General features: G+C 66.5%; 12 protein-coding genes. 7 read left to right on the top strand and 5 right to left on the bottom strand.

The genetic code is table 11. From position 1 onward, the window contains the following. Nucleotides 1-364 precede the first annotated feature (364 nt). The gene (locus tag ACOGXQ_RS17270; RefSeq protein ID WP_419944841.1) at nt 365-1738 is read left to right on the top strand and encodes a glycine betaine ABC transporter substrate-binding protein; all 1374 of its coding nucleotides are present in this window, start codon (nt 365-367) and stop codon (nt 1736-1738) included. 102 nt (nt 1739-1840) lie between these two features. Here the strand turns inward: ACOGXQ_RS17270 and ACOGXQ_RS17265 are convergent, their stop codons facing one another. Beyond that, entirely contained in the window at nt 1841-2668 is an 828-nt protein-coding gene (locus ACOGXQ_RS17265) for an SDR family NAD(P)-dependent oxidoreductase (protein WP_419944840.1), read from the bottom strand. Between the two features lie 34 nt (nt 2669-2702). Beyond that, complete coding sequence (locus tag ACOGXQ_RS17260; RefSeq protein WP_419944839.1) at nt 2703-3425, bottom strand: alpha/beta fold hydrolase; 723 nt, start codon at nt 3423-3425, stop codon at nt 2703-2705. Nucleotides 3426-3523: 98 nt separating this feature from the next. Here ACOGXQ_RS17260 and ACOGXQ_RS17255 point away from each other — a divergent pair, with 98 nt between their 5' ends. Beyond that, on the top strand, nt 3524-4372 hold the full coding sequence (locus tag ACOGXQ_RS17255) for an alpha/beta fold hydrolase (protein WP_419944838.1): 849 nt from the start codon (nt 3524-3526) through the stop codon (nt 4370-4372). Nucleotides 4373-4527: 155 nt separating this feature from the next. Here ACOGXQ_RS17255 and ACOGXQ_RS17250 read toward each other — a convergent pair whose 3' ends face one another. Continuing rightward, complete coding sequence (locus ACOGXQ_RS17250) at nt 4528-5670, bottom strand: amidohydrolase family protein (protein ID WP_419944837.1); 1143 nt, start codon at nt 5668-5670, stop codon at nt 4528-4530. Nucleotides 5671-5863: 193 nt separating this feature from the next. On the opposite strand from ACOGXQ_RS17250, the gene ACOGXQ_RS17245 reads away from it, so the two are divergent. After that, a complete protein-coding gene (locus ACOGXQ_RS17245; protein WP_419944836.1) occupies nt 5864-6853 on the top strand; it encodes an NADPH:quinone oxidoreductase family protein in 990 nt (329 codons plus the stop codon). Nucleotides 6854-6966: 113 nt separating this feature from the next. Here the strand turns inward: ACOGXQ_RS17245 and ribH are convergent, their stop codons facing one another. Further along, a complete protein-coding gene (ribH, locus tag ACOGXQ_RS17240) occupies nt 6967-7452 on the bottom strand; it encodes a 6,7-dimethyl-8-ribityllumazine synthase (protein ID WP_419944835.1) in 486 nt (161 codons plus the stop codon). Nucleotides 7453-7540: 88 nt separating this feature from the next. Beyond that, a complete protein-coding gene (locus ACOGXQ_RS17235; protein WP_419944834.1) occupies nt 7541-8005 on the bottom strand; it encodes a hypothetical protein in 465 nt (154 codons plus the stop codon). A 226-nt stretch (nt 8006-8231) separates the two neighbouring features. Between ACOGXQ_RS17235 and ACOGXQ_RS17230 the strand changes: the two genes are divergently transcribed. From ACOGXQ_RS17230 to ACOGXQ_RS17215, 4 genes are all read left to right on the top strand, one after another. Further along, the gene (locus ACOGXQ_RS17230) at nt 8232-12299 is read left to right on the top strand and encodes a hydantoinase B/oxoprolinase family protein (RefSeq protein WP_419944833.1); all 4068 of its coding nucleotides are present in this window, start codon (nt 8232-8234) and stop codon (nt 12297-12299) included. Between the two features lie 147 nt (nt 12300-12446). Beyond that, nucleotides 12447-13046 (top strand): MOSC domain-containing protein, encoded by a 600-nt coding sequence (locus tag ACOGXQ_RS17225; RefSeq protein WP_419944832.1) that lies wholly within the window; start codon nt 12447-12449, stop codon nt 13044-13046. Nucleotides 13047-13235: 189 nt separating this feature from the next. After that, nucleotides 13236-14369, top strand: a complete 1134-nt coding sequence (locus ACOGXQ_RS17220; protein WP_419944831.1) for a metallophosphoesterase family protein — start codon at nt 13236-13238, stop codon at nt 14367-14369. Then, a complete protein-coding gene (locus tag ACOGXQ_RS17215; protein WP_419944830.1) occupies nt 14366-17035 on the top strand; it encodes an AAA family ATPase in 2670 nt (889 codons plus the stop codon). The genes ACOGXQ_RS17220 and ACOGXQ_RS17215 overlap by 4 nt, the downstream gene beginning before the upstream one ends. The last annotated feature ends 51 nt before the right edge of the window (nt 17036-17086 follow it).

Raw genomic sequence — 17086 nt, 5'->3', positions numbered from 1 at the left:
ACCCGCAGGTCAGGGGCTTGTCCTTCCGGCCAGACCTGCATACTTCAGCATCCTGCTAAGCGTCCGCGCCCCCGGGATCGATGAGTTGTTTCCCGAACTGCATGCACGGCCTAGGAGTATGTCTGAGGTTTGCTCGCGGGGTGCCACCCGCTGTTCGCGCGGGTCAGAGAACCAGCGCACCGCACCAGCGCACCGCGCAATGAAACCCGCGACGCACCACTAGGGTTCAGAGCCAGCCATTGGCCCGACTACGCTCCCCCGCAGGGAGCCCTCGTCGAGCCGGGCGATCGGCGCCACTCTTGCGTGGTCGCAACACGGTGCACCGCGTGACGCAACCAGAAGCAGATCAGGGAGGATCTCCGCAATGTCCACTAAACGAATGACCAAGCTGCTGCTGTTGCTGGCAGCGTTCGCATTGTTCGCTGCGTCGTGCGGTGACGACGGCGATGGCGACGGCAACACCACCGACGTCCGAGAAACCTCGCCACCGGCTGCGGCCGACGACGACATGGACGACATGGACGACATGGCCGACGACGACATGGCCGACGACGACATGGACGACATGGCCGACGACGACATGGACGACATGGCCGACGACGACATGGCCGACATGGCCGACGACGACATGGCCGACATGGCCGACGACGACATGGACGACATGGACGACATGGACGACGACGACATGGACGACATGATGTCGATGACTCCCGGCGAGGGCGTCACCGTCACCATGGGCCGCGCCAACTGGAGCACGGGCTACTTCCAGGCAGAGCTGTACAAGGACCTGCTCGAGGAACTGGGCTACGACGTCACAGACCCGGCCGAACTGGAGCTTGGGCCGAACAACGCCTACATCGCTATGGCCCAGGGCCAGATGGACTTCTGGGCCAACAGTTGGTACCCGGGCCACCTTGCCTGGCTGGCCGCTGAGCTGTCCGACGGCTCGCTCGTCGGCGAACACGTGAGGATTGTGGGCGAGGAGATGATCGCCGGCGGCCTGCAGGGCTTCCTGGTGACCAAGTCCTTCGCCGACCAGTACGGCGTCTACACGATGGACGATCTGAACAGGAACGCTGATGCCTTGGCGGCCTTCGACGCTGCCGACCCGGTGCCGGGCAATGGCATCGCCGATATCTTCGGCTGCCCCGAGTCGTGGACCTGCGACAACATCATCACTAATCAGATCCTGTTCTCCGAGTGGGACAACATCGACCAAGTGATCGCAGGCTATGACGCCATGTTCGCCCAGGCTGTCGACTCGGCCAACGATGGTGTCCCAATGGTGATCTACACTTGGACGCCTTCGGCGTACATCACCCAGCTGCGCCCAGGCGACAACGTGTACTGGATGGGTGTCGAAAACATCTTGGACGATTCCAACCCTTCCAACACCGATGGTGGTGAGGCACACTCGCAGCGTGGCGAAGACGGCACGGGCGGCTATGCGGCCATCGGCCCGGACCAGTGCCCGTCGGCCGCCGACAATCCTGACGGCCTGTGCCCGATTGGCTGGATCGCTGCCGACATCCTGGTCACTGGCAACAACGACTTCCTGGCTGCCAACCCGGTCGCCGCGAAGCTGCTCGAGGTGGTGAAGCTGTCGGTGATCGAGGTTTCGCTGGCCAATGTCGATCAGGGAGAGGGTGCATCGCCAAGCGACTTGGCCATCGACTGGATCGCGAACAACCGCGACACGGTCGACGCTTGGCTCGACGCTGCTCGCGCTGCTGCATAGGCAGGTGCACATAGCCGCCGCCTAGTCGGGCGAGCGGCACAGCAAGCACTCAGCAGAGGGTGTCGGGCCGCGGCCCGGCACCCTCTGCGCGTCGTGCCGCGCTCAGTCCTGAAGCTCGGGCAGCGCAGGCGGGGCGTTGGACGCCGCCACCCGTGCCATGCCGCCATCCACCACCAGCGTCTCGCCGGTGATGTAGCGAGATGCGTCAGACGCGAAGAACAGCACGACATCCGCTATGTCGTCTCCGAAGCCCCAGCGCTTGAGCGCAATCTGGCCGGCAAGGTCCTCGATCAACCCCGGGACGTTGTTGCGGGCGTCTTCCCAGATGGCAGTGGCGATGAGGCCGGGAGCGATCGAGTTGACCCGGATGCCTTCAGGTCCCCAGTCCGCCGCCAATGCCCGTGTCATGGCATCGACAGCACCCTTCGTGCCGGCGTACGCCACGCGGCCGAGCGGGCCGTGCACGCCTGCCACCGAGCTGATATTGATGATCGAGCCGCCGCAGCGGCTGATCATCGACGGGGCCAGACCGACGCTCAGCATCACCAGCGACCGCACGTTGATCGAGAAAACCAGGTCGAAATCAGCCTCGGTGAGCTGTGCCGGGGTGCGACGCATGGGTATGCCGGCGTTGTTGACCAGCACATCCACCCCGTCGACCTCGCCCAGGATGCGCCGCGCCAAGTCGGTGCCCGCACCTGCTGGGGCCAAGTCAGCGGTGAGCACAACAGGGTCGTGCTGCAGCTCGGCAGCAACACGTTCAAGGTCAGGCGTAGTGCGCCCGGTCAGCACCACCTGTGCGCCCGCGCTGTCCAGCGCACGGGCGCTGGCTTCCCCGATGCCGCGGCTGGTCCCGGTGACCACCGCCACCTTCCCGTCAAGCCGGATGCTGGAACGTTCGGGACCCTCTGTGCTGGTTGCATTCGTCATGCGCGCAAGCTAACGCGCCGTGCCCCCAGAGGCGTCAGGGCGTCTGCGCGGCCAGGAAGGCGGCGAACTGATCCATCGCCGCAGTACGGGCGTCGCCTTCCATCCAGTCCTCGATCAGCGTGGAGTTCGGCGCAGCCTCGTGGACGATCCGGGACGATGACTCGGGGTGGTACAGATCGCTGCCTGCCAGCACCAGCAACGGCGTCTGCACGGTCGCCACGAAGTCCCGATCCACGTTGAACAGGAAGTTCTCGCCGTCGTACATGTTCGAGCGGAACTGCTCCCAGGCTGCGTCGTCGGCCTCGGGATGCGCGTCGCGAATCGCCGTGGCCCAGTCGTCGAACATGGCGTAGAAGGCATCCCGGTTGCCGTCGAGGCCGATCGTCTGGAACAGCGTGGCACTGGCGACCCGCTCGGGTGCCGCCTGGATCAATCCCATGATGTACGGGCCGCCGATGCACATGCCCGCCACGTGGAATCGCTCGCAGCCGAGGTGGTCCATGAGCGCCAGCTGGTCAACGGTGTAGGTCGCCCAGCCGTCGCCTGCCGAGACAGGAGCGCTGGAGCGGCCGGCATTGCGCTGGTCCATCGCAATGACCCGGTACCGGTCAGCAAGCTGGCTGATCGGGTTCCACGGCGTCTGTTCCCAGAACGACGCCGCTGATCGCATTCCGCCGGGAGCAATGAGCAGCAGCGGGAAACCGGAGCCGTGGTCGTCGTAGTGGATGTCTGCGGAGCCGTGCACGAAGTTCGCCATGGCACAAGTCTGCCGCAGTGCGGCGATACGGACCCGGCTGAAGCGAGCGCCGGCTACACGACAGCGCCACGACAGGCCACTAACGTGCCGATGCGATGATGCGCCTGACCACCTCCGACGGCGAGCACGCCGTACTCCACGATCTCGGGGGGCACGGAACACCGCTGCTCTTGACGCACGGGAACGGCCTCAACGTCGGCATGTGGGCAACCGTGGTGCCGCACTTGGTGGACAGCTTCAGGTGTTGGGGCCTGGACTTCCGCGGACACGGTGCGTCTCGCCCCCAACATGACGCCATGTCGGTCGATCGATCCCGCTTCACCGATGAAGTCCTCGCCGCCGTGAACGCCCTCGGCGGCGAGCCGATGCTGGCGGTCGGTCACTCGCTCGGGGCGGCCAGCCTGCTGCACGCCGAGCTGTGCCAGCCGGGCGCCTACCGGGGCCTGTACCTGTACGAGCCGGTGCTGGTTCCCGAGGGTTTCCCGATGCCCGATTCCGACCATGAGCTCGTGGTGGCTTCACGGCGGCGTCGCATCCGCTTCGCGACGGTTGACGAGGCGTACGACCGCTTCATGTCGAAGCCGCCGTTCTCGCGCTGCGAGCCCGAGGCGGTCAGGGCTTACGTCGAGATCGGCACGTATCCCTCAGGCGACGATGCCGTACGTCTGTCGTGCTCGGGTGACACCGAGGCCCGCATCTACGAGTCGGGCGTGCCCATGGACTTCGATCGCTTCGGGTCGGTGACGTGCCCCACCGTGATTGCCCGGGGCGATGCCCCCGCCCAGTGGAACGAGATCCCGCCTCGGGTAGCGCAGCCGATTGCCGAGGCGCTCGGCAACGCCCGTCTCGAGACGTTCGCCGAACTCAGCCATTTCGGCCCGATGGAGAACGGCGAGATGGTCGCGAAGGCCATCCGCGCCCACCTCGAACCCCTCCCTCATTCCTAAACCTGCGCAGAAATGCCGCTCGGCGCGCCACATGTGCACCATGAACACGGCGCTGAGATCTAGTGGTGCGTCGGCAATTTGCGCAGGGCCTGCCGAAGCCTGTTTCCGCAGGTCAGCGAGCCGCGACCTGCCCGCAAGAAAACCGCGGCACACCACTAGGCGACAGCGGGGAGCGAGTCGGGATCGAGGCCGTAGAGCTCTAGGACGTTGCTCCAGACCATCTGCTCCTTCTCGTCGTCGGGCACGCCGGCGAGGATCTCGTCGAGAATCGGTCGCGAGTTCGGCCAGATCGAGTCGTGATGGGGGTAGTCGTTGCCCCACAGCAGGTTGCCGACGCCGATCGAGTGCCGGGTCGCGATGCCCTCGACGTCGTCCTCGAAGGTGACCCAGAAGTTCCGGTCGAAGTACTCCGAGGGCTTCATCGTGAGCTCGTCGGAGACTTCCCAAGGTGTGCGGTACGCCGCATGGTCGAGGCGCTGCTTGAAGTGGCCCACCCAGCCCGTCTCGTACTCGGCACAGACGAAACGCAGATTGGGGAAGCGCTCGACGACCCCGCCGCAGATGAGGTCGATCACCGTGTTGGCGATGGTGGTGTGCGCCAGCGTGTAGCCCTTCAGGTGGCCGCCGGGCGTGCCCCAGTGATCGGGCATGCCGCCTTCGAGGCTGGACCCGGTGAAGATGTGCATGGTGAGCGGCACGCCGAATTCCTGGGCACGGGTCCAGAACGGGTCGAAGTCGGGATGGCAGTAGGGCTTGGCCGGGTCGATGTGCGCGGGGATGGCGAAGCCCCGCACGCCGAGCTGGGCCGAACGGTCGATCTCGGCGACGGCTCGCTCCACGTCGGGCAGCGGGAGACAGCCGACGCCGATGAGGCGGTTGCGGTCGACTGAGCAGTAGTCGAGCACCCAGTCGTTGTGGTTGCGGAATGCGGCGTCGCGAACTTCGTCGTCCGGAATGGCGAAGGTGAACATCGACAGGCTGGGGTACATCACCTCGCCCACGATCCCGTCTTGGGCCTGTTCGTCGAGACGTGCCGTCGGGTCCATGACACCGGGGTTGAAGCCGTCGTAGCCCCTTTCGATGCGAGCGTGGGTCGCCGGGTCGGACAGGCTGGCACCGGCGATGCCCAGCCGGCCCACCGGCACCGGGCGGAAGCCGCCCGGCAGCACCAGCCAGGTGCCGGGCTTGTCGTCGTGGTCCTTGCTGATGTACGGCGCCCGATCACCGAACCTGTCGGTCAGCCCTGCATAGATCTCGGCTGCTTCGACCACATGCGAGTCACACGAGTAGTACCGCATCGCTCTCCCCTGCTTCCCATGGAACGTCTGTGCGGCTGGTCGCCCCAGTGCAAACACACTGCGGGGCCAACAGTACCAGCGGCCTCGCTTGCGCTCCCGAGGTGCAACATCTCGCTGCACATACTCCCCACGTTGGTTCTGGCCGCCTGCACTCGCCGTGGACCGCTGGCGCTCGTTGTGAAACAGTGACGCCATGCGTGCATTGGAAGTCCAGTCCCTCACCGGCCCTGCCGGAGTCGCCGTCGTCGACGCCCCCGAGCCGGTGGCCGACGCCGACAGCGCGTCGGTCATCGTCGACATCGTCTGCGGTGGCGTGTCGTTCCCCGATCTGCTGCAGAGCCAAGGGCTCTACCAGTACCGGCCCGATCCCCCGTTCCGGCCAGGCATCGAGGCCTCGGGCGTCGTCCGATCGGCGCCCGACGATTCGGGATTCTCGCCCGGTGACCGGGTATGCGTCTCGGCGAGCGGCTGCCTGGCCGAGGTCGTGACCGCCAAGCCCCGCGACCTCTTCGCGCTGCCTTCAGAGCTGAGCTTCGAAGAAGGTGCTGCGCTGGTCATGAACTACCAGACCGCCGTGTTCTGCATGATCGACCGGGCGGGCCTGCGCGAGGGCGAATCCGTGCTGGTGCTCGGCGCATCGGGCGGCGTGGGTACCTCGGGCATCCAGGTCGCGAAGGGAGTCGGCGCGAGTCCGGTCATCGGTCTGGTCTCCACCGAGGCAAAGGGCGAGATCGCCCGTGCAGCCGGCGCCGCTCACATCGTGCTCATCAGCGAGAACTGGAAGGACGAGGTGCGCGAGCTCACTGGCGGGCGCGGCGTCGACATGACCTACGACCCGGTCGGTGGCGACCGCTTTCTCGACGGCATCCGGGCACTGGCGCGCTTCGGACGGCTCGTCGTGGTCGGGTTTGCCGCTGGCGAGATCCCGACGGTGAAGGTCAACCGGTTGCTGCTGCGCAACGTCAGCTTGGTCGGCGCTGCGTGGGGCGAAGCCGCCGCGGCGGACCCGACGATCCCCGCCCGCATCCACGAGCGGCTGCTGCCGATGATCGCGAGCGGCGCCGTCCGCCCGCCGATCGGGCAGGTGCTGCCGTTCGAGAAGGCTGCCGAGGCCTACCGGCTGCTCGACGAGCGCGAAGCCGTCGGCAAAGTGCTCGTGCGCATGCGCCCCGACCCGAGCTAGGAAACTGCTGATTTATTCGGATCCGGGCAAGTCTGCAACGCTCTGACCTGCGGCTTTGTGTCCGTGAATCGGCGATTTCGGCAATTGCTCAGCAGTCTCCTAGCTGGACTGGGCTAGCCGGATTGGAATTCTCGGGCGAGGAGCGACATCGCGACAGCCACGTACGCCGCGTCCTCGCCCACGTTGTGGCCGCCCGGACCCTCGCTGCGCGCTCGGGCCTGCTCTTCATTCTCGACCGTGACCAGCCCGAATCCGATGGGAATGCCAGTCTCGAGCTGAACCGCAAGCACGCCTTGTGCAGCGGCCCCGCTGACCAACTCGTAGTGCGTCGTCTCGCCGCGGATCACTGCCCCGATCACCACCATGGCATCGACCTGACCAGAGCCGGCGAGCAGCCTCGCGGCCAGCGGGATCTCGAAGCATCCGGGCACCGTCACGTCGGCGGCGTGAGCGGCCGCCAACTCATCGAGGCCTCTCTCGACACCCGCGGCGAGCCGGTCCACGATCTCGGGGTTCCACGTCGCTCGCACGATGCCGACACGGAGCCCTGCTCCGGCCCCCGCCGGCGGCCTACCCGCTCGCTGATCGCCGCTCGCCACGCCTGCACCGTATCGGGATCGCCGCAACCGCTCGCAACGCACTCGAGCACGCCTCCGCGCCCGCCCGCTGCGGGCACGGCGCGTGTGCTCAGACGTTCGCGATGGCGCTGAGGATGACCGCCGTCAGGATGCCGAACATAGCCACGATCACACCCAGCGACGCCACCGTGGTGCCTACGATCCAACGGAATCGCTGACGCGCCTCGGCACGGTCCGACTCACGCAACGCAGCCGCCTCGGCACGATCAGACTCACGCAACGCAGCCGCCTCGGCACGATCAGACTCACGCAACGCAGCCGCCTCGGCACGATCAGACTCACGCCACGTCACCGCCTCAGCACGATCAGCCTCACGCTGCTGCAGCACCCCGCTTACCAGCGCCGCGACCTCGTCCTTCGTTGCGAACCTTGACAGCTCAGCGCGCAGAAACTCCTTGGTGACCAGATCAGACAGGGGGGCTGGTGCCAAGCACGACATCAGATACTCGGCCAGCAGGTCGTCGATCTGCTCACGCAGCCAAGCATAAAGCCGTGCTCGTTCTTGCTCTGACATGGCGCACCTCTCGTGGCCTCAATCTGAACTTGGTGGTTCGAGTCGCCGTCCGACAGAGTTCTAGAGGGAAATACAATCTATTTCAAGATATTTCCATGAGATTGAGTCGACCTGCGCTCAATACTGCCGGCCCAGCGTCGAGCGGCACGGCATGACAGGCCAGCAGCGATGCAGGACATGGGCACAAGCAATTCGGCACTCCTGCACATGCGCGTACGCTGAGCCGATGGCAGGCGCACGCGCCCGGCTCGCGGCCGACATCGGCGGCACGTTCACCGACATCGCGCTCGAAGTCGGCGCTGACAGCGGTCCCGGTGAGCTGTACACGACGAAGGTGCTGACGACATCGAGGGCGCCGGCGGATGCCGTGCTCGACGGCGTCCAGACGGTTCTTGCCACCGCCGGTGTCGAGTCCGCCGACGTGGAGGTGTTCATTCACGGCACCACGCTCGCCACCAACGCCCTCATCGAACGCCGCGGCGCCCGCACGGCGCTGCTCACGACCCAGGGCATTCGCGACTCGGTCGAGATGGCCCACGAGAATCGATTTGAACAGTACGACCTGTACATGCGACGGCCAGAGCCGCTGGTGCCGCGCAACCGTCGCATCGGCATTCCCGAGCGCCTCGCGGCCGACGGCAGCGTGCTGCTGCCGCTCGATGAGGACGCCGTCCGAGCCGCCGCCGCGAGGCTGGCCGCCGATGGCGTCACCTCGGTTGCGGTGGGCTACCTCCACTCGTACCTCGACGACCGGCACGAGCAGCGCACCGCCGAGATCCTGGCCGAATGCTGGCCCGAGGCGACCGTCACGCTGTCGGCCGAGGTGTGCCCGGAGATCCGCGAGTACGAGCGGTTCTCCACCGCGTGCGCCAACGCGTACATCGCACCGCTCATGCGGCGCTACCTGACCGACCTCGATGGGCGACTCACGAAGCTCGGCCTGGGCTGCGAGCTGTTTCTCATGATGTCGGGCGGCGGGCTGGGCACGCTCGCGGAGGCACTGCGCTTCCCGGTCCGGCTGATCGAGAGCGGTCCCGCCGGCGGGGCGCTGCTGGCCGCAGAGCTGGCCCGCGGCCTCGATTGCGAACGGGCGCTCAGCTTCGACATGGGCGGCACCACCGCCAAGCTCTGCATCGTCGAGTCCGGCCAGCCGCGCACCAGCCGTGAATTCGAAGTCGGGCGCGAGTACCGGTTCCTGCCAGGCAGCGGGCTGCCGCTGCGCCTGCCGGTGATCGAGATGGTGGAGATCGGCGCCGGCGGCGGATCGATCGCCAGCGTGGACGCACTCGGACGGATCACGGTGGGGCCGGCCAGCGCCGGCTCCGAGCCGGGTCCTGCTGCATACGGCCGCGGCGGCACGGAGCCCACGGTGACCGATGCAGATGCGGTGCTGGGCAGGCTCCTGCCGGGGCGCTTCGCCGGCGGCACGCTGACGTTCGACCCAGAGGCTGCTGCCAAGGCGGTCACCGCGGCTGTGGCAGAGCCAGCCGGCCTGCAGACCACGGTTGCTGCCATCGGCATCTCCGAGGTCGTGGACGAGAACATGTCCAACGCCGGCCGGGTTCACGCCGCCGACCGGGGCTGCGACATCAGCCGCGGCACGCTGATCGCCTTCGGCGGGGCCGCCCCGCTGCACGCCGCCGGCGTGGCCGCCAAGCTCGGCATCGACGACATCGTGATCCCTGCGGGCGCCGGGGTCGGATCGGCGCTCGGCTTCCTGCGCGCCCCGGTGTCCCACGAGTCGGTCCGCACCCGTCACGCCCGCGTCAGCGAGCTGACGACGGCCGCACTGGCTGGCCTGCTGGGTGACATGGCCGATGAGGCGTTCGGCATCGTGCACACCGCCGCGCCGGGTGCTCCCACCAGCACCCGGGTCCGGGCGCTCATGCGGTACCGCGGCCAAGGCCACGAGATCAACGTCGAGATTGACGCCGCCGATCTGCTTGCTGATCGTGACGGCGGCGACATTCCGGCGCCGACCGATGCCGAGCAGCTCGCCGATTCCTGGCCGGCGCTCGGCGATGCGGCAACCGGACAGCAGGATGCGACAACGGGACAGCAGAGTGCGACAACGGGACAGCCCAACGCAGCAGTGAGCCGCGCTGATGCGGCTGCGGCCGATGCCGAATTGCGCGCAGCGCTGCGGCAGGCGTTCACCAAGGCGTACCAGCAGCTCTACACCCGTCATATCGGGAATCTCGAGATCGAGGTGCTGAGCTGGCTGCTCGAGGTGCGCACTCCCGGGCCCGAAGCGGCAGCACCGCACGCCGAGACGGCCGCCGTAGCCGTCACGTCGTCGGTGACCACGGCCGTCATCGACACCAGCACCGGACGAGCGGTCGACCATGCGACGTTCGAACGCGACGCGCTCGGCGAGGGCAGTTGGCTGATTGGCCCTGCGCTCATCACCGAGGATCAGACCACCACGGTCGTGCCTGCAGGATTCGTGGCCACGGTCACCGGCGGCGGGCACCTGCGGCTGCGCGGCGAGGTCTTCAGAAACGGCACGTCGCGGTTCGACTCAACTGCCGCAGGCTCGGCTCGCGCTGGCGGTGCCGCCGAACCCGCGCTCAGGCCATCTGCGCACCTTGCGCCAGCACAAGCAGCCGGCACGGCCGATCTCGACGCGGTGCGCCTCGGCGTGCAGTGGAACCGCCTCATCTCGGTGACCGAAGAGCAGGCACGGGCGTTGGTCCGGGCTGCGTTCAGCACCTCGACCCGCGAGGCCGGCGATCTCTCCGCTGGCATCTTCGACCCGCAGGGGCGGATGCTCGCCCAGTCCGTCACCGGCACGCCGGGCCACGTCAACTCGATGGCGTACTCGGTGCTGCACTTCCTGGAGCGCTTCCCGGCCGCCGAGATGCGTCCCGGCGACATCTTCCTGACCAATGACCCGTGGAAGGGCACCGGGCACCTCTTCGACATCGTCGTGGTCACGCCGGCGTTCCGTCACGACGAGCTGGTGGCGCTGTTCGCCTGCACCAGCCATGTCGTCGACATCGGAGGAGCCGGATTCACCACCGATTCGAAGGAGGTGTACCACGAGGGCCTGTACCTGCCGATCCTGAAGTTCGCGACCGACGGCGTCTTCGATCCGACCGTGGTGGCGATCATCGAGGCCAACGTCCGCGACCCCACCCAGGTCATCGGGGACATCCACTCCCTGGCCGCCTGCAACGAGACTGGCGCGGCCCGCCTCATCTCGATGATGGACGAGTACGGCATGGCCGACCTAGACGAGCTGGCCGGCCACATCATCACGTCGTCGCACCGGGCGATGCTCGACGCCATCGGCGAGCTGCCGTCGGGCACGTGGCACTCGACGATGCGGGTCGACGGCATGGAACAGCACATCGACATCGTGTGCACCCTGAGGGTCACCGATGACGGCATCGAGGTGGACTTCGACGGCACCGGGCCGCAGTCGGGCTGGGGCATCAACGTGCCGATGGCCTACACCGACGCCTACACGTCCTTCGGCGTGCGCTGCATCATCGGCCCCGACATCCCCAACAACACCGGGTCGCTCGACGCCGTCCGCGTCCGGGCGCCTGAGGGCTGCATCCTCAACGCTCCGCATCCGGCTGCAGTGAATGTGCGCCATGTCATGGGCCAGCTGCTGCCCGACGCCGTGTTCGGCTGCTTGGCGCAGGTCGTGCCCGAGCGGGTGCCGGCCGAAGGCACCTCGTCGCTGTGGAACCTGCTCGGCACGGGCATGTGGGAGCCCGACACGGGAGTCAGCACCACGAATCGCTCGATCACCAGCGTCGGCCGGCGAGACCCCAAGAGCGCCCGACGCAGGCTCGAGCGGTACATCCTGATGAGCTTCCACTCCGGCGGCGCCGGCGCCCGCCCGCATGCGGACGGGTTGTCGGCGACGGCGTTCCCCAGCGGGGTGCGCAACATGCCGGTGGAGGTCAACGAGATCGGCACGCCGCTGGTGTTCTGGCGCAAGGAGTTCCGCACCGATTCGGGCGGCTTGGGCAAGCACCGGGGCGGGCTGGGGCAAGTAATCGAACTCGAGAACCGCCAGGGCAGAGCCTTCTCGATCAGCGCGACATACGAGCGGACCGTGTTCGCTGCACGAGGTCGCCATGGCGGCGGGCCGGGTGCGCTGGGTCGCTTGTCGTTCGACGACGGGACCGAGGTGCGCGCCAAGGGTCGCTCGGTGATCCCCTCCGGCCGGCGCCTGATCGTGGAATTTCCCGGGGGCGGCGGCTACGGCGACCCGGCCGATCGCGGTCCCGACGCCTTAGCACGTGACCTGCAACTCGAGTTCACCTCACCGCAGTGATGCCTCGACGCGGCGCAGCCCAGCCGTCGTAGCGCGTGGCCTGCGGTTGATATTCGCTTGGGCGCAGTCGACTCCAGCGCGATACTTCTGGGTCGGCGCTGACTCTCGACACTCGAATCCGCCGGCAGGCAACGAGGACCTACATCGATGAACGCAACTGCAGACGCCACCGCCGCCGAGACTGCGAACAGCGATCCCGCCCGCCATCGCAGCACCGCCGAGCTCACCGCAGCACTCGGTCACATTCGCGAGGCCCCTGCCGACAACGGCACGATCGAGCTCATCGTCCGGCGCCCCGCAGAAGACGCCCGTGAAGTGCTCGACGCAGCCGAGATCAACGAGGCCGAAGGCGTCGCAGGCGACACGTGGAACCAGCGCGGCTCCTCGACAGCACCCGATGGCGGACCGCATCCCGACGCACAGCTCACCATCATGAATGCGCGTGCGGCGGCCGCCGTCATCGGACCAGTTGAACGCTGGCCGCTCGCGGGCGATCAGATCTACGCAGACTTCGACATCAGCCACGAGACGCTGGCCCCCGGCACCCGGCTGAGCGTCGGCCAGGCCGTCGTGGAGGTCACCGCCAAGCCGCACCGGGGCTGTGCCAAGTACGCAGCCCGATTCGGCCGCGACGCCCTGCGTTTCGTCAACACCGGCGAGGGCCAAGCCCTGCGCATGCGAGGCGTCAACTGCCGTGTCATCCAGCCCGGCACGGTCCGCGTCGGCGACTCCATCACCCGCCTCTGACCCGCCCGCCGCACCGCAAGCCCGGCACTTTCGTTCTCCGGGGCATCCACTCGAAGCGGCGCGCAGGATGCGTGCGGGTGCTGAGCGACGTTCAATCGGTCTGCATCCGACACTACGAACCTGATCGAGCGACCTAGGACAGGAAAATGCACGTGAGCCTGTGACATCCCCCTACTACGCTCGTACGCCATGAAGTTCATCCATACAGCCGATTGGCAACTCGGGATGACGCGCCACTTCCTAAGCGGAGAAGCGCAGGCCAGGTTCAGTCAGGCTCGGCTCGACGCGGTCCGGAGCATCGGCCAGCTTGCGACCGACGAGGAGTGTGAATTCGTCGTGGCTTGCGGCGACGTGTTCGAGTCGAACCAGGTCGATCGTCAAGTGCTCACCCGAGCATTCGATGCGATGGCCGCCACGCCAGGCGTGACCTTCTACCTGCTACCTGGTAATCACGACCCGCTCGACGCAGCGTCGATCTACACGTCTCATTCGTTCAAGGAGCGGCGGCCTGCGAATGTAGTTGTGCTGGACGGCAGCGAGCCGATCGAAGTCGCAGCTGGGGCCGAACTGCTGGCTGCGCCGTGGACTTCGAAGCGACCGCTCGCCGATCTGGTTGATCGTGCTGTTGATCTGGTTGGTCCCTCGGATGCACTTCGTGTGGTCGTCGGACATGGGGTGCTCGACGCGCGCTCGCCTGACAAGAGGGACCCGGCGCTTGTTTCGCTGAGTCGCCTCGAAGAGCGCATTTCCGCTGGCGAGATTCACTACGCGGCGCTCGGCGACCGCCATTCCGTCACCAATGAAGGCACCACGGGGCGCATCTGGTATTCGGGAGCGCCAGAACCCACCGACTACGACGAGGTCGATCCCGGCAAGGTGCTGCTAGTCGACCTCGCTGCGGACCGGTGTGTCGTGGAATCGCGCCGAGTGGGAACCTGGGCCTTCGAACTCGTCGAGCAGCGGCTGACTTCGGATGCAGACATCGACACGCTCCAGAGCACGATTGACGCAGTGACCGACAAGGAACGCACCGTGCTCAAGCTTGCACTCGTCGGGCAGATCACCCTCGCGCAGAGCGATCGGCTCGACCGCCTGCTGGAGCATTGCGTCGACCGTTTTGCCGCTGTCGAGGAGTGGAAGCGACGCACGGACCTCCATGTGCTGCCCGACGACATAGAGGCCGAGACATTCGGCCTCTCGGGCTTTGCCGCCGAAGCGCTGGACGACCTGCGCGGTCTCGCCCGGTCATCCGATGATTCCCAGGCGGCTGAAGCCCGCGACGCCATGGCCCTGCTCTATCGGCTCACGAGGTCCGCATCATGAGGGTCCACCGCATCACACTGCACAACTTCGCGGGCGTCGACAGCGTCGAGGTCGTCTTCGACACCAGCGGTGTCACCGTGATCGAAGGTGACAACGAGGCGGGCAAGACGACCATCGTCACTGCCTTGGATCTGTTGCTCGACCGCAAGGTTCGGGATCGTTCGGGCAAGCAGGACGTCAAGGCGATCCGGCCCGTCCACTATGACGCCGACCCCGAGGTCGAAGCCGAGATCTCGACGGGTCCGTACCGGTTCGTGTTCTCCAAGCGTTGGGGCAGAACGAGTTCCAAGAACGCCACTGCGCTCAAGGTCACGGCGCCCAGCCAAGAGCAGCTCACTGGTGACGAGGCACATGATCGCGCGTACGAGATTCTTGACGAGACGCTCGACGCCAGTTTGCTGCGAGCACTGCAGGTCCATCAGGGTACCGAACTGCTCCTGCCCACGTTCCAAGACACTGAACTCGGCGCCGCGCTCGACGTCGCGGCGGGCAGCGCCGCCGGTGGGGATCGCCACGGCGATCTGTGGACTGCCATCGAAGTCGAATACAGCGACTACTGGACGCCGACCGGGCGCGAGAAATCGTCCGTTGCCGAATCGCGACATCGACTCGAAGAGGCCGAAGCCAAGGTCGCAATGCTCGAAGAGCAACTGCGTGGAATCGAATCAGACGCGAAGACAGCGGCGCAGCTCTCCGACAATGAGCCCCGTCTGGTCGAAGCAACGAACGATTCCGCCAAAACCCGCGACAAATGCCGCCGCCAGGTTGAGACCGCCGAGACATTGGAGGACGATCTCAAGGCACGGCAACGTGAACTCGATGATGCTGACCGTGACTATGGGCGCGCGCTTGTAGATCAAACTCGACGCGAAGAGCTGGTTGATGATCTACGTGGCCAAGAGGACGAACTGGCTGAGATGACTGCCAAGACTGAGCAGTCGGCACCAGCGCTCGCGGCAGCCCAGAGTCGCAACAAAGACGCCGAAGACGCTTGGAGGTCCGCTCAGGAACAGCTCGGCGAGGCTCAGCAGGCGTCGGAGTTGGCCGATCGAGACCGTGAGCACCTGCGCCAGATCATCGAGGCCCAGCAATTCAGCGATCGCCACCAGCGCCTGTTGGCCGCCCAGCAGCAGTTCGATCAAGCCGATGACATAATCGATGCCATCGACCTGAGCGACGAGGACGTCAGCCAGATCGAAGCAGCCGAGCGAACTCTCATTCAGGCTCAGGCAGCTGCACAGGCAGGCTCTGCAACGGTGACTTCCACTGCGCTGAACGACGTCACGCTGGTCCTCGACGGCAAGGCCGCGCAGGTTGCCCAGGGGGACGAGCAGGTGTTCCATGTGGCCGACTCGATCGAGATAGCTGTCCCTGAAGTGCTGCGGCTGACCATTGCTGCCGGGGTCGAAGCGCGCCAGCTCGCCGGTGACGTGGCCGAAGCCACAGCTGAACTGCGTCGCCTGTGCAAACAGGCCGGGGTCTCCGACCTGACCGAGGCGAGAGTGACTCATCAGCGCCGCGTCGACGCAGAACGAGAACGGCGCGAAGCGCACCTAGCCATAGAGCGCGACCGGGCCGATCTCACAGTCGACGAGATCGCGAAGAGGGCCAAGCGGCTGGCGGCACGGGTCGCCGCCTACGAGACCGAGCGGGTTGCACAAGCCCCGCTTCCCCCGGACGAGAAGTCCGCCACCCGTGCGGCCCTCGACCTGCAAGACGAATTGAAGGAACGCCGATCCGAGTTCGAGGACGCCGAGAGCGCTCGTGACCGTGCACAGGCGGCACTGCACACCGAGGAAAAGAACCATGCCGTGCTCGACGCGAGCATCAGCGCTGCTGAACGGGCAACAGTTGCTGCCCGGCAGAAGCTCGAGTCGGCCAGAGCGCAGACTTCCGACCACGAACTCGATGAGCGAGTCGCCTCGACTAGCGCAACCGCTCACCATGCCGGAAGGGTCCGTGACAGCGCCTTGAGCAGACTCGAAGCAGCCGACGTCACATCACTGCGCAGCCGGCTCTCCAATGCAGAGGCAGTAGTCAAGCGGGCCGAGAAGCAACTGGCAGACAATCGCAGCCAACTCCGCGACCTGCTCATCAGCCTGGAGCTGCGCGGCGAGCACGGCCTCGAAACTCAACTCTGGAACGCGCGCGGCGACCAAGACCGCCTTGCTGCCGAGCACCGCAGCCTCGAAGCCCGCGCCGCGGCGGCCAAGCTTCTCCACAATGTGTTCAAGCGTCGACGCGTCGAAGCTCAGCAGCGTTACCGAGCACCGTTCAAACGACACATCGAGCAATTCGGGAGCATCGTCTACGGCAGTTCGTTCAAGGTCGACATAGGTGACGATCTCGGCATTGAGCGACGCACACTCGAGGGCGTCACACTCGGTGTCAGCCAACTCAGCACGGGTGCCCGAGAGCAGCTCGGGATCATCGCTCGCTTGGCGTGTGCAGCCATCGTCAGCCCCGATGGCGGTGGTGCACCGGTGGTTCTGGACGACGCGCTCGGCTGGAGCGACCCATCGCGACTGCAGGGAATGGGGGCCGTGATCAACACAGCCGGCGACGACTGCCAGGTCATCATCCTCACCTGTACGCCGGGCCGCTACGCCCACGTCGGCAACGCCAAGGTGGTGCAGTTGCGTGCTGCAATGAACAGCGAGCGATGAAACTCGGAACTGCCTGACCAGAACCTGCGCAGGCGTTTTCCTGAAACCTTT

It is taken from the genome of Candidatus Poriferisodalis sp., assembly GCF_965208485.1.
Lineage (GTDB): Bacteria > Actinomycetota > Acidimicrobiia > Acidimicrobiales > Poriferisodalaceae > Poriferisodalis.
The sequence above is the reverse complement of the archived record's forward strand: the minus strand, read 5'-3'. Positions and strand labels throughout refer to the sequence as shown.

Bases quoted from the DNA above. Each gene is read 5' to 3' on its own strand.
- ACOGXQ_RS17235 (WP_419944834.1), bottom strand. From the start codon at position 8,005: ATGTCAGAGCAAGAACGAGCACGGCTTTATGCTTGGCTGCGTGAGCAG.
- ACOGXQ_RS17255 (WP_419944838.1), top strand. From the start codon at position 3,524: ATGCGCCTGACCACCTCCGACGGCGAGCACGCCGTACTCCACGATCTC.
- ACOGXQ_RS17260 (WP_419944839.1), bottom strand. From the start codon at position 3,425: ATGGCGAACTTCGTGCACGGCTCCGCAGACATCCACTACGACGACCAC.
- ACOGXQ_RS17265 (WP_419944840.1), bottom strand. From the start codon at position 2,668: ATGACGAATGCAACCAGCACAGAGGGTCCCGAACGTTCCAGCATCCGG.
- ACOGXQ_RS17270 (WP_419944841.1), top strand. From the start codon at position 365: ATGTCCACTAAACGAATGACCAAGCTGCTGCTGTTGCTGGCAGCGTTC.
- ACOGXQ_RS17225 (WP_419944832.1), top strand. From the start codon at position 12,447: ATGAACGCAACTGCAGACGCCACCGCCGCCGAGACTGCGAACAGCGAT.
- ACOGXQ_RS17220 (WP_419944831.1), top strand. From the start codon at position 13,236: ATGAAGTTCATCCATACAGCCGATTGGCAACTCGGGATGACGCGCCAC.
- ACOGXQ_RS17245 (WP_419944836.1), top strand. From the start codon at position 5,864: ATGCGTGCATTGGAAGTCCAGTCCCTCACCGGCCCTGCCGGAGTCGCC.
- ACOGXQ_RS17230 (WP_419944833.1), top strand. From the start codon at position 8,232: ATGGCAGGCGCACGCGCCCGGCTCGCGGCCGACATCGGCGGCACGTTC.
- ACOGXQ_RS17215 (WP_419944830.1), top strand. From the start codon at position 14,366: ATGAGGGTCCACCGCATCACACTGCACAACTTCGCGGGCGTCGACAGC.
- ACOGXQ_RS17250 (WP_419944837.1), bottom strand. From the start codon at position 5,670: ATGCGGTACTACTCGTGTGACTCGCATGTGGTCGAAGCAGCCGAGATC.